The sequence below is a fragment of the Streptomyces sp. NPDC091279 genome (genome assembly GCF_044757465.1).
Classification (GTDB): domain Bacteria; phylum Actinomycetota; class Actinomycetes; order Streptomycetales; family Streptomycetaceae; genus Streptomyces.
In genome coordinates, this window is the sequence record NZ_JBIVVA010000005.1 from 545,073 (window position 1) to 558,582 (window position 13,510).

The window sequence follows — 13,510 nt, forward strand, 5'->3', positions numbered from 1 at the left end:
CGGACGGGCTGATTTGGCGACCCGCGTCACGAAACTGGGCTGCCCCACAGTCCCGTTGTCCTCAAACGCCGGACGGGCTGATTCGGCAACCCACGTCACGAAACTGGGCTGCCCCACAGTCCCGTTGTCCTCAAACGCCGGACGGGCTGAATCGGCACCCTGCGTCGCGAGGCGAGCGAGCTGGCGAGCTGGCGAGCTGGCGAGCTGGCGAGCTGGCGAGCTGGCGAGCTGGCGAGCTGGCGAGCTGGCGAGCTGGCGGCGCCGACGAAACTCCGCTCGCCCCAGCCCACCCAGGGGCGCGGGGAACTGCGCGACCAGCCACGACGGCGCCGCACCCGCCAACGCGGCCAAGCCCCCCACGGCTGACGTCCACTGCTCAAGTGACCGAGACGGGCGGGCGGGTGGGTAAAGGGGGGCCCCGCCGGAGGGGCGGGGCCTGGACAGTTAGCGGCGGGCTACGCCCTCCGCCTTCGCCGCTGCCGCCACAGCACTGGTCACCGCAGGAGCGACCCGCTCATCGAACGGCGACGGAATGACATAGTCCGCAGCAAGATCGTCACCGACCACCCCGGCCAACGCCTCAGCCGCAGCAAGCTTCATCCCCTCGGTGATCCGAGACGCCCGCACCTGCAACGCCCCCGCGAAGATGCCGGGAAACGCGAGCACGTTGTTGATCTGGTTCGGGAAGTCCGAACGCCCCGTGGCCACGACCGCCGCGTACTTGTGGGCGACGTCCGGATGCACCTCGGGGTTCGGGTTGGCCATGGCGAACACGAACGCGCCCTCGGCCATGGAGGCGACCGCCGCCTCCGGCACCGTTCCACCGGAGACGCCGATGAAGACGTCGGCGCCGCAGAGCGCGTCCTCCAGCGTGCCGGACAGCCCGGCCTTGTTGGTGAACCCGGCGAGTTCCCGCTTGACCGGCGTCAGATCGTCGCGGTCGGCGGACACGACGCCCTTGCGGTCGGTCACCGCGACGTCCCCGATCCCGGCCTCGACCAGCATCTTCGCGATGGCGACCCCGGCCGCGCCGGCCCCGGAGATGACGGCCCGCAGCTCCGCGAGCCCCTTCCCGGTGAGCCGCGCCGCGTTGCGCAGGGCGGCCAGCGTGACGATGGCGGTGCCGTGCTGGTCGTCGTGGAAGACGGGGATGTCGAGCCGTTCCTGGAGCGTGCGTTCGATCTCGAAGCAGCGCGGCGCCGAGATGTCCTCCAGGTTGACGCCCCCGAAGGAGGGCGCGAGCCGCACCACGGTCTCGACGATCTCGTCGACGTCCGTGCAGGCGAGCGCGATCGGCACCGCGTCCACGCCGCCGAACTGCTTGAACAGGATCGCCTTGCCCTCCATGACCGGGAGGGAGGCCTCGGGACCGATGTCGCCGAGTCCGAGCACGGCCGTTCCGTCCGTCACGACGGCGACCACGGACGACTTCCAGGTGTAGTCGTTGACGAGTTCCGGCTGCTCCGCGATCGCGGTGCACACGCGCGCGACGCCGGGCGTGTAGGCGAGGGACAGGTCGTCCCGGTCGCGAACCGGCACGGTGGCCTGCACGGCCATCTTGCCGCCGCGGTGCAGCGCGAACACCGGGTCGAGGGAGTCGAGGGGCTCGCCCCCGCCGTTCTGCTCGGCACTGCCCGGGTTCCGCTCGGCACTGCCCGGGTTCCGCTCGGCACTGCCCGGGTTCCGCTCGGCACTGCCCGGCTTGTTGTCGCCGCGAGGATTGACGATCTCCGCTGCCACTTCGTTGACCCCTTAGATGTTCATTCGGTTGAGGGTGCCACTCCTGGTGAGGGGTGGGCGGGACCGCGTAGGCCCGGAGGTGTGTGAGGCGCACGGGCTCTACGCGACGGGCGCGCCGCACGCGCGCCCCTAGCCCCGGATGAGGGGTTGAAGAACCTTCTTACCCGACGGACCGCGCCGGGGACGAGTCCATCCGGCAGGCGAGCGGAACGGCCGGGCCACAGGTCACGTCTCGGTGACAAGAATGGTCACGAAATATCACGACAGCTGGCCGTGTTCGCGCGGTCACGCGCCTGAAACAGTGATCAAAGCCTCGGACGCCCGGTCCGGATACCGAGACGCCCCGCAGATCTTCCGGCGGTCGCGCGGGACGGCCGTGGATGGTCCGGCCGAGCGGGGCCGGACGGGCCCGACCGGTGCGCCGCGACGCGGTTCGACGCGAACGAGGACCGGTCCCGTTATCCGATTTTGACATCACCGGTCCCCTGAATGGCGTAGCCACAATGGCAAGATGCCGTAATCAATCATTCAAGGTCGCGACACCCGAAGATGCGTGTGCCTGTCGACCCGTCGGCCGCTCCACCCATCCGCCGGAGGACCAAAATGACCGCATTCACCACCCGTCGTGCGACCGCCCGCGCCAGGACCGCCGCGGTCGGCGCGGTCGCGGTCGCCGGTGCCCTGCTCCTCACCGCCTGCGGTGACCAGACGGACAAGGGGAGCGACAGCGCGTCCTCGTCGTCCGGTTCCGCGCCGCTCGCCGACAAGCTGCCCGCGGACCTGCGCAAGGCCGGTGTCATCAAGGTGGGCTCGGACATCGCGTACCCGCCGGTGGAGTTCATGAAGGACGGCAAGGCCGTCGGCGTCGACCCGGACATCGCGGCCGCGCTCGGCAAGCAGCTGGGCGTGACGTTCCAGTTCCAGAACAGCAAGTTCGACAACCTGGTCGTGGGCCTCCAGGCCAAGCGCTTCCAGATGGTCATGTCGGCGATGAACGACACGAAGGACCGCCAGAACGGCGTCGACTCGGAGACCGGCAAGAAGGTCGGCAACGGCGTCGACTTCGTCGACTACTTCACCGCCGGCACCTCGATCCTCGTCCAGAAGGGCAACCCGAAGGGCATCAAGTCCCTCGACGACCTGTGCGGAAAGGTCGTCGCCCTCCAGAAGGGCACCACCTCCGAGGGCGTCGCCAAGGCGCAGAGCGCGAAGTGTACGAAGGACGGCAAGAAGGCCATCACCCTCCAGACCTTCGACACCGACCCCGAGGCCCTGCTCCGCCTGAAGCAGGGCGCGTCCGTCGCCGACCTGAACGACTTCCCGGTCGCCGCCTACAACGCCAAGACCGCCAGCAGCGGCAAGGACTTCGAGGTCGTCGGCGACCAGATCGAGGCCGGCCCCTACGGCATCGCCGTCAGCAAGGACAACACCGAGCTGCGCGACGCCCTCAAGGCCGCCCTGGCCGCGATCATCAAGAACGGCGAGTACACCAAGATCCTCCAGAAGTGGAACGTCACGGACGGCGCCGTGACCGGCGTGAAGATCAACGGCGGCTCCTGAGCGCGCGGACGCTGAGAGGCCATCACCGTGACCGACATAGCCGAGAAGTCCCCGGCGCCCGTGCCGTCCGTGCCGCCGGAGCAGATCAAGGCCATCCCCGTGCGCCATTACGGACGTTGGGTGGCCGGAGTCCTGGTCCTCGCCGTGCTGGCGCTGATCGGGACCGCGTTCTCCAACGCGAAGATCAACTACGGGGTGATCCCCGACTACCTGTTCGACCCGACGATCATCGCCGGTGCCTGGACCACGTTGTACATCTCCGTGCTCGCCATGGTCGTCGGCGTCGTCCTCGGGGTGCTGCTCGCCGTGATGCGGCTGTCGTCGAACCCGGTGACCAGCACGGTGGCCTGGTTCTACATCTGGTTCTTCCGGGGGACCCCGGTCCTGGTGCAGCTGCTGCTCTGGTACAACATCTCGCTCGTCTTCCCCATCCTGAACCTGGGGTTCTACAAGAACGAGATGAACGAGGTGATGACCCCCGTCCTCACCGCGCTCCTCGGACTCGGTCTGAACGAGGCCGCGTACATGTCGGAGATCGTCCGGGCCGGTATCCAGTCGGTCGACGAGGGCCAGACGGAGGCGTCGCACGCGCTGGGCATGACCCGGGCCAAGACGCTGCGCCGGGTGGTGCTGCCGCAGGCGATGCGGGTGATCGTGCCGCCGACCGGCAACGAGTTCATCAACATGCTGAAGACGTCGGCGCTGGCCTACGCGGTGCAGCTGCCCGAGCTGATCAAGATCACCACGGACGTCTCCAGCACCTCGCTCGCGGTCGTCGAGATGTACTTCGTGGCCTGCGTCTGGTACCTGCTCCTGACCACGGTCTTCAGCATCGTCCAGTACTACGTCGAACGGCGTTACGCCCGGGGTTCGACGCGCAACCTGCCGCCGACGCCGTTGCAGCGGATGCGGACCTACGTCCGGATGTTCGCCTCGTTCCGCCGCCCGGAGGTGGCCCGATGACCAAGCTCGTCAAGGACGTCGCCCGGGGCGGCCATCCGATGGTCAGGGCCGAGGGCGTGCACAAGTCGTTCGGGCCCGCGCACATCCTCAAGGGCATCGACCTGGAGGTGAACCCACGTGACGTGTTCTGCCTGATCGGCCCGTCCGGCTCCGGCAAGTCCACGTTCCTGCGGTGCATCAACCACCTGGAGAAGATCAGCGCGGGCCGCCTCTCGGTCGACGGCAAGCTGATCGGCTACCGCCAACAGGGCGACAAACTCTACGAGTTGAAGGAGCGGGAGGTCGCGGCGCAGCGGCGGGACATCGGCATGGTGTTCCAGCGCTTCAACCTCTTCCCGCACATGACGGCGCTGGAGAACGTCATGGAGGCGCCCGTCCAGGTCAAGCGCGAGAGCAAGGCCGTGGCCCGCGAACGCGCCGCCCGGCTCCTGGACCGCGTGGGGCTCGGCGACCGGCAGGGCCACTACCCGGCGCAGCTCTCCGGCGGCCAGCAGCAGCGGGTGGCGATCGCGCGGGCGCTGGCGATGCAGCCGAAGCTGATGCTCTTCGACGAGCCGACCTCGGCCCTCGACCCGGAGCTGGTCGGTGAGGTCCTGGACGTGATGCGGGACCTCGCGTCGGACGGCATGACGATGATCGTCGTCACCCACGAGATGGGCTTCGCCCGCGAGGTCGGCGACGCGCTGGTCTTCATGGACGACGGCGTCGTGGTCGAGTCCGGGCACCCCCGCGACGTCCTGACCGACCCGCAGCACGAACGCACCCGGTCGTTCCTGTCGAAGGTGCTCTGAGCACGGGCGGGAAGTCCGGGATACCTGAAGGTGAGGGGTGGTACGGGACCGGGTCCCGTACCACCCCTCACCTTCAGCCCGTCCTGCTGGAGAGCTGTCCGTCCTACCTGCTGGAGAGCTGGCCGTCCTACTTGAGGGCCAGCAGCAGGGTGTCCGACGGGGAGCACCAGACCGGCCGGGCCTCCGCGAATCCGTGGGCGCGCAGGGTGTCCGCGTGCCAGCGGGCGGCGGGCATGTCGCCGTCGGCGTGTTCGCCGTAGATCTCGAAACGGCGGGCGGTGGGCCCGGCGAGTACCGGGTCCTGTCCGGCGAGCTGCCACCAGTCGGCCCAGTCGACGGCACCGGAGCGCCTGGCCTGTTCCATGCGGGTGTGCCGCAGGGCCCGTTCCGCCGCGTTGATCCGGGGCGTGGTGTCGTCGATCATGTGGTCCGCGTTCATGAAGACACCGCCGTCGGGGACGAGTTCCGCGATCTGACCGTAGAGGGCCGCGAGGGGTTCGCTGTGCAGCCAGTGCAGGGCCGTGGCCGTCAGAACGGCGTCGAACGAGTCGTACGGGAGCCGGCGCGTCCAGTGCGGGTCCTTGAGGTCGGCGGTGACGAGGGTGACCCGTCCGTCGCCCGCGAAGGTGCCCTCGGCGATGGTGAGGAGGGCCGGGTCGAGGTCGACGCCGACGCTGGTGGCGTCGGGGAGGCGGGCCAGCAGCCGGGCCGTGATGGTGCCGGTGCCGCAGGCGAGGTCCAGGACGCGCGGGGCGGGGCCGGCGAGGGCCTCGACCATGTCGAGCATGATGCGGAGGCGTTCCTCGCGGTCGGGCATGTACCACTCCTGCTGACGGTCCCAACTCCGCTGCCAGGCGGCCCAGTCGGTCCCGCCCGGCGCGACACCCGAGTCCGCGCCCGAGTCCGTACCCGTACCCGAGTTAGTGCCCGTGCCCGTGTCCGTCATGGGAACCTCCGCCAGACGAGAATGAGTAATACCCTGTAAGCGCGATCAGCCATTACCCGACCGCCCGCACGACGATAGAACACCCCCGTAAGGACTACAAGTGGAACTGGCCTATTACTCGGATTACGCGGTCCGGCTCGTGAACAGCGAGGAACCGGCCCGCGGCAAGGACGCCCTGACCTCGGTGGAGGCGGTGCGGAACCTGTTCGGCGCGGGCGCGACGGCGGCCCGCCGGGCGGCCGAGGCCGACGTCACCCGGTTCCGGTCGGTGCGGGGGCGGTTGCGCGCGGTCTTCGAGGCGGCCGACCAGGGCGACGAGACCCTCGCCGTGGACCTGCTGAACTCCCTGCTCCTGGAGTTCCCGGTGAGCCCGCAGATCTCCGGGCACGACCACCGCGACGACGACGGCCGCCCGTTGTGGCACATGCACCTCGCCGACCACCCGTCGAACGCGACAGCGGGGTACGCGGCCATCGCGGCGATGGGCCTGGCCTTCCATCTCACCGAGTACGGCGTCGACCGGCTGGGCCTGTGCGAGGCGCCGCCGTGCCGCAACGCCTACCTGGACACGTCCACCAACCGCTCCCGCCGTTACTGCTCCGACCGCTGCGCGACCCGCGCCAACGTCGCCGCCTACCGGGCCCGGAAACGGCTGGAGGCCGACCGGTCCGACAGCACGGGCCGGGCCGCCGTGAGCGCCCAGCGCACCCGCGCGAGCGGCGAGAGCTGACCTTCCCCGCGCGGCCGGTAGCGCCACCGCACCCGGCCCAGCACCAGTTCCTCGGGAACGGTGCCGTAGTCGGTGCTGTCGCCACCGGCGCCCGGGTTGTCGCCGAGCACCCACCAGCCGCCGTCGCGGCGCTGGGCCGCCCGCTTGACGACGAGGAGGTCCTGTTGGAAGGGGTGGCGCAGGACGACCACGTCACCGGGCCTGATCCGGGCGCCGTAACGCACCACGAGCCGGTCCCCGTGCCGCAGCGTCGGCACCATGGAGGGCCCGCTGACCACGGCGGCCCCGAACGGCAGCAACGCCCGCGCCCGCTCGGCCGGCTGCTCCTGCCCGCGCGCCCGCTCCAGCTCACGTCGCCGCTCCTGCTCGCGCGACAGCTCCGGCATTACCGGCACCTCCCCGGTCCGACTCCTCCACCAGTCTCAGTCTGACCCCGGACTTTTGTCCTAGGCGCATGGGGGCACTCGCGAAAAGACCTCCCCCAGGGAGTAATGTCGCACCTGAGAAGACGATCACGAGGAAGGAACGCTCCATGCTTTCCCGCCTGTTTGCCCCCACGGTCAAGGTCAGCGCCCACTGCGACCTGCCCTGCGGTGTGTACGACCCGGCCCAGGCCCGCATCGAGGCGGAGTCGGTGAAGGCCGTGCAGGAGAAGATGGCCGCCAACGACGACGCGCACTTCCAGGCGCGCGCCACCGTCATCAAGGAACAGCGCGCCGAACTGGCGAAGCACCACGTCTCCGTCCTGTGGAGCGACTACTTCAAGCCCCCGCACTTCGAGAAGTACCCGGAGCTGCACCAGCTGGTCAACGAGACCCTGAAGGCCCTCTCGGCCGCCAAGGCCTCCGCCGACCCGGCGACCGGCCAGAAGGCCCTGGACTACATCGCCCAGATCGACAAGATCTTCTGGGAGACCAAGAAGGCCTGACCCTGGGCCAGGCCTTCTGACCCGTACTGTCGCGGGTCGCATCGCCTACTTTCCGCACCCGGTCCGCAGAGACACCGAGAACGGTGTCCACCGCGGTCCGGGTGCGGTCTTTTTTGCGCTACTCCCTGAAGAAAACGGCGAGTTCGCGGCTGATCCGGCCGGCGGGCGTTGGACCACCGCAGCGCGGGGACGAGGTCGAGGGTGTAGCGGGGTCGGCCAGAACCAGCCAGGAGCGGCGGCGCACCCGTTCGTCGGTCCACGGCTCGGTCCCGCACCCGCCTGGGCACCACGGCCGGCGCCTGCCGCCGCGCGTTCGGTCGGCCCTGACGGTCGGGTGCCCCGTAGGTGAGACTCCCTAGGGGCAGCCACCGACGACGCGTGGGGCAGCTGCCCCTAGGGGATGGGCCGTCGGGGCGTTGCCCTCGTTCAGTGGAACTGCGGCACGATCAGGTAGATGCCGTACGCCACCACCGTTGCGCAGGCCAGGAAGCACAGGGCTGCCTGGGCGCGGCCGAGGGCCGAGGCGCCGGCGCCGGTGTCCTGGGAGCCCTCGTAGCGGGCCAGGCCGAGGACGCCGAGGGCGAAGACGACGACCACGGCCACCGTGACGCCGATGCTCACCGCGGTGACCTGACCGAGTGCGGACCAGTCCAGCTGCATGTCGAATCTCCTGTTTCTGAACGGAGCGGAGGACGGGCTCAGGCGGCCGTGCCGACGTGGGCCGGCGGCGCCGTGCGGACGGCGACCTCGTGGGTGTCGTTGACGTTGTCGGCGCGGACCGGGTTGCGGCGGGAGATCAGCACGATGCCCGCGGCGACGGCCGCGCCGGCCAGCGCGACGACGACCGTGCCGACGTTGCCGCCGTGCTTGACCGCGCTCGCGGAGACCCCGCCGACCAGCGCGGCGGCGGGCAGCGTGATCAGCCAGGCCAGCAGCATCCGCCCGGCGACGCCCCAGCGGACCTCGGCGAGCCGTCGGCCGAGCCCCGCGCCGAGGATGGAACCGGACGCGACCTGCGTGGTGGACAGCGCGAAACCGAGGTGCGCGGAGGTGAGGATGACGGTCGTGGACGCCGTTTCCGCCGCGAAGCCCTGCGGGGACTGGATCTCGGTGAGGCCCTTGCCCATCGTGCGGATGATCCGCCAGCCGCCCAGGTAGGTGCCGAGGCCGATGGCGAGACCGGCGGCCCCGATCACCCACACCGGCGGCCCGGCGTCGTGGCCGAGGGCGCCCGCGGAGATCAGGGTGAGGGTGATGACGCCCATGGTCTTCTGCGCGTCGTTGGTGCCGTGCGCGAGGGAGACCAGGGAGGCCGAGGCGATCTGGCCGATCCGGAATCCCTTGGTCACCGAGTCCTTGCGGGCGCGGGCGGTCAGCCGGTAGGCGAGGTAGGTGGCGAGCAGCGCCGCGACGCCGGCCACGACCGGCGAGGCCACGGCGGGGATCAGGATCTTCTCGACCACCTTGTCGACGTGCACGCCGTGCGACCCCGCGCCGACCCAGACGGCCCCGATCAGCCCGCCGAACAGGGCATGCGACGAGCTGGACGGCAGCCCGACGAGCCAGGTCAGCAGGTTCCACAGGATCGCCCCGACCAGCCCCGCGAAGATCATGCCCGGCGTGACCAGGGTGTCGTCGACGATCCCGCCCGAGATCGTCTTCGCGACCTCGGTGGACAGGAAGGCGCCGACGATGTTGAGCGCGCCGCTCACCAGCACCGCGGTCTTGGGCTTCAGGGCACCGGTGGCGATGGACGTGGCCATCGCGTTCGCGGTGTCGTGGAAACCGTTGGTGAAGTCGAAGGCCAGTGCCGTGACGATCACGACGGCCACGAGGAACGTGATGTGGTCCATGCCCCCAGGGGAGCAAGCCGTTTCGTACACAAGGCGAATTCCGGGCAAAGCCTCTCCCAGGACCCGGTACGCACGCCGTGCGGGTCGTGCGACCCTGCTGTGGTGAACCGCGAGGATCTGGTCCGGCTGCGGCGGGCCCGGGACCGCATGGACCGCGAGTACGCCGAACCCCTGGACGTGCCGGAGCTGGCGCGGACCGCGCTGATGTCGCCGGGCCACTTCCAGCGCAGCTTCCGCGCGGAGTACGGGGAGACCCCCTACGGGTACCTGATGACCCGCCGCGTCGAACGTGCGAAGGCGCTGCTGCGGCGGGGCGACCTGTCGGTCACGGAGGTCTGTCTCGCGGTGGGGTGCACGTCGCTGGGCTCGTTCAGCTCCCGGTTCACGGAGCTGGTGGGCGAGACGCCGAGCGCCTACCGGGCCCGCTCGCACGAGGCCGGCGCCGCCATCCCACCCTGCGCAACCCGCCGCCTCACCCGCCCTCGCCGCCGGTAGCAGCGGGGGGTACCCCTACGGCACTTCCCCGTCAGGGGCTCCCCGTCAGGGGGACGTCAGGGCCCTCGTCAGGGCCGGACCCGGCCGGGGACCCTAGCCTGGGTTTCATGGACATGGACCTCAGACTGCGCACCTGTTTCCTCGCCGTCGACGATCACGACAAGGCCATCGCCTTCTACCGGGACGTCCTGGGCATGGAGATCCGCAACGACGTCGGCTTCGAGGGCATGCGATGGGTGACCGTCGGCTCGCCCCGGCAACCGGACGTCGAGATCGTCCTGGAGCCGCCCGGCGCCGACCCGGACGCCTCCCCCGCGGACAAGGAGGCGCTCAGTCGGCTGCTCGCCAAGGGCATGCTGCGCGGCGTCATCTTCTCCACCCCCGACTGTGACGCCCTCTACGCCCGGGTCCGCGAGTCCGGCGCCGACGTGCTCCAGGAGCCGATGGACCAGCCGTACGGCGTGCGGGACTGCGCGTTCCGCGACCCGGCGGGCAATCTGCTGCGCTGCATGGAGCGGGCCGCGTGAGCCCCACCGCGCACTGGGCGTACCTCTTCATCGACCGGCCGGCCTCGGAGTCCGCCCGGGCCTGCGACTTCTGGGCCGCCGTCACGGGCACCCGGCTCTCCGAACTCCGAGGCGACAACGGCGAGTTCGGCACCCTCCTCCCCGAGGGCGCCGATGCCTCGGTGAAGGTGCAGGGGGTGGCGTCGGGGCCCGGCGGGGCGCATCTCGACCTGTGCGTGGCGGACGTCGACGCGTTCGTGGAGGAGGCGCTGCGGCTCGGTGCGGACCGGGTCCTGGACGCGGGGGCGCTGGTCGTACTCCGGTCGCCCGGCGGGCAGTTGTTCTGTGCCGTGGGGTGGGACGGGGAGACGGTCCGGGCGCCCGTCGTGCGCGGCGCACGCCTCGACCAGGTCTGCTTCGACGTCCCGACGTCCCGCTACGACGCCGAAGTCGCCTTCTGGAGCGGCCTGTTGCCCGACTGGGAGTCACGCGCCGGGTCGCTCCCCGAGTTCCACGCCCTGGTGCCGCCGCCCGGTTTCCCGGTCCGGGTGCTGCTCCAGCGGCTGGGCGACGAGGGTCCCGGCGGCGCCCATCTCGACCTCGCCTGCGCCGACGTCGACGCGACCGCTGCCGCCCACGAACGGCTCGGCGCCCGCGTCGTCTCCCGGCACCCGTTCTGGACGGTCCTGCGCGACCCGGCGAACGGCACCTACTGCCTGACCGGCCGCGACCCCTGGACCGGCGGCCTGCCCGCCGCGTAGCCCCGGCGCCCTTCAGGAAGCGGGCCACGTCTCCACGGCCACCACCGCCGTCACCGGGATCGGCCCGTACACGTGCGGGAACGCCTCCGCACCCGGCTGCGGTGCCTCGTACTTCACGGGGACGTCGAGCAGCGCCGGGTCGATGACCAGGACCACCAGGTCGTCCAGGTCGGCGCAGAACGCGGCTGCCGTGCCCGGGAGTTGGGCGCGGGTGGAGCAGTGCACGAAGCCCTCCTCCTGGAGCGTCCGTCCCCGGGTGGACATCTCGTAGGTGCCGCCCGCCCGGGCCGCGTCCCACAGGGCTCGTTCGGTCACATGGAGGATGTGCGTGGTCTGCTCCGGCATGCGACCACGGTACGGCCCCGCGTTCCTCCGGTCACCGGGTCCTGCCGGTCACCGGACCCGGGTGTACGTGCGGATGAGCACGCCGTTGCCGAAGGTGCGCACCGACTCCAGCGCGAAGTCCGTGACGGCGAAGTCGGCGGCGAACATCGGCATGCCCGAGCCGTAGACCTGCGGGTAGGTCTTGATGACCAACTCGTCGACCTCGTCGAGCAGGTGGCCCGCGAGCTGGGAGCCGCCGCAGAGCCAGATCCCGAGGTCGCCCTCCTCGGCCTTCAACTCCCGCACGCGGGGCACGAGTTCGCCGTCGATGACGGTCACGTTCGGGTCCGGTGAGGCGCCCAGGGTGCGGGAGACGACGTACTCGCGCAGATGCCGGTAGGGGCTGGTGATCCCCGCGTCGAGGGCGATCTGGTAGCTGTGGCGGCCCTGGATCACGGTGTCGAAGTGCGCCCCGGCCGCGTCGGTGAGGCCGAGTCGGTCGCGGCCGGGCGTGGCGATCGTCTCCGGGTACGTGGCGGCGAGGTGGCCGAGGTACTCCTCGTCGAGGAAGGCGAACATCGAGCTCGCGTCGCCGTCGGGCGCGCCGATGAAGCCGTCGATGGAACAGGCGATGAAGTAGGTGAGCTTGCGCAAGCCGCTGCCTTCCGATCCGACCCGAGGCCGTCCGGCCCCGAGGTCTTCCGATCCGACCCGAGACACTCCGGCCCCGGAGTCTTCCGACCCGTCCCGAAGCCGTCCGGCCTCGGGGCTTTCCGGCCCGAGGTCCACCGCACCCGGGCGTCTTCCTGATCCCGAGGTCACACTCCCCCGGCCCGGGGCCCCCGCCCCCCTGACCACTCCCCCCGCTTCAGGCGTGCGGTTCCCGCCACATCGGCCACATCTGGGGCCCACCGTACGGGAGTTGGAGGGGAGTGCCGGTCACGGTGAAGCCGAGGCGTGCGTACAGGGCGCGGCTGCGGGCGCTGCTGGCCTCCAGGTAGGCGGGCAGTCCCGCGCGGTCGCAGCGCCCCAACACCGGTGCCATCAGCGCCGTTCCGAGCCCCTCGCCCTGCTGGTCCGGAGCGACGCCGATCATCCACAGGTACGCGTGGGCGCGGTCGGCGGGGTGAACTCCCGCTGTCAGGCGGCCGATCAGCTCGACACGCTCGTTGCCGGGATCGACGGCGTCCCGCAGCCGCGCCGGCCCATCGTCGGCATCGGTGTCGTCGGTCCCATCGTCGGCATCGGTGTCGTCGGTCCCGTCGTCGCCGTCTGTGTCGCCGCCGTCGGCGTCGCCCGCCGGGATCGACAGCCACAGGGCGCACGCGCTGCCGTCCTCGGTGAGGTCGACGCGGCCCTCGGCGAGCACGATGTCGGTGAAGGCGGCCATCAGCCGGGGGTGGGCGGCCCTGCGGTGGGCCGCGTCGGGGAAGACCCAGGTGCTGACCGGGTCGTCCTGGAACGCCTCGTCCAGCAGCCGTACGACCCGCTCCCGGTCGCCCTGGCCCGCCGTCCGGATCGCCACACCCATCTGCCGCCACCTTCTCGCCCGTAGGGTCCCGCCCGTAAGGGACAGACCCGTAAGGGACAGACCCGTAAGGGACAGACCCGTAAGGGACAGACCCGTAAGGGACAGACCCGTAAGGGGAGCGAGCCTATCGAGCGGGTGGGTCTGAAGCGTCGTTCCGGCCGAGTGGCCGCCGTCCGGCGCGGCGCCGCCCTCCTGCCCAGGGCGCGCCGCCCCACCAGCCCAAGGCCCGCACCCTCCTGCCCAGAGCCCGCCACCCCACCAGCCCAAGGCGCGCCCCCCTCCCGCCAGGGCCCCCGGATGGCAGAAGGGGCGGGTCCCGCGCGTCGTGGGGATGCGCGGGGCCCGCCGGGTCCGAGGCGGCCGACGGGCGTGCGAGGGGTCA

Annotated in this window: 16 protein-coding genes; 8 read left to right on the forward strand and 8 right to left on the reverse strand. The window is 70.9% G+C overall.

Annotated elements, in window-relative coordinates:
- Positions 1-444: 444 nt before the first annotated feature.
- Positions 445-1,740, reverse strand: a complete 1,296-nt coding sequence (locus tag ACIQOU_RS15740; RefSeq protein ID WP_401537257.1) for an NADP-dependent malic enzyme — start codon at positions 1,738-1,740, stop codon at positions 445-447.
- A gap of 603 nt (positions 1,741-2,343) precedes the next feature.
- Here ACIQOU_RS15740 and ACIQOU_RS15745 point away from each other — a divergent pair.
- From ACIQOU_RS15745 to ACIQOU_RS15755, 3 genes are read left to right on the forward strand one after another with little or no spacing between them, the layout of a single operon-like run.
- Entirely contained in the window at positions 2,344-3,300 is a 957-nt protein-coding gene (locus tag ACIQOU_RS15745) for an ABC transporter substrate-binding protein (protein WP_401537258.1), read from the forward strand.
- Between the two features lie 27 nt (positions 3,301-3,327).
- Complete coding sequence (locus ACIQOU_RS15750; protein ID WP_401537259.1) at positions 3,328-4,263, forward strand: amino acid ABC transporter permease; 936 nt, start codon at positions 3,328-3,330, stop codon at positions 4,261-4,263.
- Positions 4,260-5,054, forward strand: a complete 795-nt coding sequence (locus ACIQOU_RS15755) for an amino acid ABC transporter ATP-binding protein (RefSeq protein ID WP_401537260.1) — start codon at positions 4,260-4,262, stop codon at positions 5,052-5,054. The genes ACIQOU_RS15750 and ACIQOU_RS15755 overlap by 4 nt, the downstream gene beginning before the upstream one ends.
- Before the next feature lie 127 nt (positions 5,055-5,181).
- On the opposite strand, the gene ACIQOU_RS15760 is transcribed toward ACIQOU_RS15755, so the two are convergent.
- Positions 5,182-6,000 (reverse strand): class I SAM-dependent methyltransferase, encoded by an 819-nt coding sequence (locus tag ACIQOU_RS15760; protein WP_401537261.1) that lies wholly within the window; start codon positions 5,998-6,000, stop codon positions 5,182-5,184.
- Positions 6,001-6,100: 100 nt separating this feature from the next.
- Between ACIQOU_RS15760 and ACIQOU_RS15765 the strand changes: the two genes are divergently transcribed.
- The gene (locus ACIQOU_RS15765) at positions 6,101-6,730 is read left to right on the forward strand and encodes a CGNR zinc finger domain-containing protein (protein WP_401537262.1); all 630 of its coding nucleotides are present in this window, start codon (positions 6,101-6,103) and stop codon (positions 6,728-6,730) included.
- Here the strand turns inward: ACIQOU_RS15765 and sodX are convergent.
- A complete protein-coding gene (sodX, locus tag ACIQOU_RS15770) occupies positions 6,634-7,116 on the reverse strand; it encodes a nickel-type superoxide dismutase maturation protease (protein WP_401537263.1) in 483 nt (160 codons plus the stop codon). The two genes, ACIQOU_RS15765 and sodX, sit on opposite strands and share 97 nt — an antisense overlap.
- A gap of 146 nt (positions 7,117-7,262) precedes the next feature.
- Here sodX and sodN point away from each other — a divergent pair, with 146 nt between their 5' ends.
- Positions 7,263-7,658 carry a superoxide dismutase, Ni gene (gene sodN, locus ACIQOU_RS15775; RefSeq protein ID WP_401537264.1) on the forward strand — a complete coding sequence of 132 codons (396 nt, stop codon included), beginning with the start codon at positions 7,263-7,265 and terminating at the stop codon, positions 7,656-7,658.
- Positions 7,659-8,084: 426 nt separating this feature from the next.
- Here the strand turns inward: sodN and ACIQOU_RS15780 are convergent, their stop codons facing one another.
- Positions 8,085-8,318 (reverse strand): hypothetical protein, encoded by a 234-nt coding sequence (locus ACIQOU_RS15780; RefSeq protein WP_401537265.1) that lies wholly within the window; start codon positions 8,316-8,318, stop codon positions 8,085-8,087.
- A 38-nt stretch (positions 8,319-8,356) separates the two neighbouring features.
- Positions 8,357-9,511 carry an anion permease gene (locus ACIQOU_RS15785; RefSeq protein ID WP_401537266.1) on the reverse strand — a complete coding sequence of 385 codons (1,155 nt, stop codon included), beginning with the start codon at positions 9,509-9,511 and terminating at the stop codon, positions 8,357-8,359.
- Between the two features lie 102 nt (positions 9,512-9,613).
- On the opposite strand from ACIQOU_RS15785, the gene ACIQOU_RS15790 reads away from it, so the two are divergent.
- The 3 genes from ACIQOU_RS15790 to ACIQOU_RS15800 all read left to right on the forward strand — a co-directional run bounded on the left by ACIQOU_RS15790 (position 9,614) and on the right by ACIQOU_RS15800 (position 11,273).
- Positions 9,614-10,006, forward strand: a complete 393-nt coding sequence (locus tag ACIQOU_RS15790) for a helix-turn-helix transcriptional regulator (RefSeq protein ID WP_401537267.1) — start codon at positions 9,614-9,616, stop codon at positions 10,004-10,006.
- 113 nt (positions 10,007-10,119) lie between these two features.
- Positions 10,120-10,533, forward strand: a complete 414-nt coding sequence (locus tag ACIQOU_RS15795; protein ID WP_401537358.1) for a VOC family protein — start codon at positions 10,120-10,122, stop codon at positions 10,531-10,533.
- On the forward strand, positions 10,530-11,273 hold the full coding sequence (locus ACIQOU_RS15800; protein WP_401537268.1) for a VOC family protein: 744 nt from the start codon (positions 10,530-10,532) through the stop codon (positions 11,271-11,273). The genes ACIQOU_RS15795 and ACIQOU_RS15800 overlap by 4 nt, the downstream gene beginning before the upstream one ends.
- Positions 11,274-11,285: 12 nt before the next feature.
- Here the strand turns inward: ACIQOU_RS15800 and ACIQOU_RS15805 are convergent, their stop codons facing one another.
- From ACIQOU_RS15805 to ACIQOU_RS15815, 3 genes are all read right to left on the reverse strand, one after another.
- Positions 11,286-11,618, reverse strand: coding sequence for a DUF952 domain-containing protein (locus ACIQOU_RS15805; protein ID WP_401537269.1), 333 nt, complete (start codon positions 11,616-11,618; stop codon positions 11,286-11,288).
- Positions 11,619-11,666: 48 nt separating this feature from the next.
- Positions 11,667-12,251 (reverse strand): dihydrofolate reductase family protein, encoded by a 585-nt coding sequence (locus ACIQOU_RS15810; RefSeq protein WP_401537270.1) that lies wholly within the window; start codon positions 12,249-12,251, stop codon positions 11,667-11,669.
- Between the two features lie 214 nt (positions 12,252-12,465).
- Positions 12,466-13,128, reverse strand: coding sequence for a GNAT family N-acetyltransferase (locus tag ACIQOU_RS15815; protein WP_401537271.1), 663 nt, complete (start codon positions 13,126-13,128; stop codon positions 12,466-12,468).
- Positions 13,129-13,510 lie beyond the last annotated feature (382 nt).

Excerpts from the sequence above, each read along its gene's own strand:
- ACIQOU_RS15745 (WP_401537258.1), top strand. The coding sequence starts at position 2,344 with ATGACCGCATTCACCACCCGTCGTGCGACCGCCCGCGCCAGGACCGCC.
- ACIQOU_RS15755 (WP_401537260.1), top strand. The coding sequence starts at position 4,260 with ATGACCAAGCTCGTCAAGGACGTCGCCCGGGGCGGCCATCCGATGGTC.
- ACIQOU_RS15760 (WP_401537261.1), bottom strand. The coding sequence starts at position 6,000 with ATGACGGACACGGGCACGGGCACTAACTCGGGTACGGGTACGGACTCG.
- sodX (WP_401537263.1), bottom strand. The coding sequence starts at position 7,116 with ATGCCGGAGCTGTCGCGCGAGCAGGAGCGGCGACGTGAGCTGGAGCGG.
- sodN (WP_401537264.1), top strand. The coding sequence starts at position 7,263 with ATGCTTTCCCGCCTGTTTGCCCCCACGGTCAAGGTCAGCGCCCACTGC.
- ACIQOU_RS15780 (WP_401537265.1), bottom strand. The coding sequence starts at position 8,318 with ATGCAGCTGGACTGGTCCGCACTCGGTCAGGTCACCGCGGTGAGCATC.
- ACIQOU_RS15785 (WP_401537266.1), bottom strand. The coding sequence starts at position 9,511 with ATGGACCACATCACGTTCCTCGTGGCCGTCGTGATCGTCACGGCACTG.
- ACIQOU_RS15795 (WP_401537358.1), top strand. The coding sequence starts at position 10,120 with ATGGACCTCAGACTGCGCACCTGTTTCCTCGCCGTCGACGATCACGAC.
- ACIQOU_RS15805 (WP_401537269.1), bottom strand. The coding sequence starts at position 11,618 with ATGCCGGAGCAGACCACGCACATCCTCCATGTGACCGAACGAGCCCTG.
- ACIQOU_RS15815 (WP_401537271.1), bottom strand. The coding sequence starts at position 13,128 with ATGGGTGTGGCGATCCGGACGGCGGGCCAGGGCGACCGGGAGCGGGTC.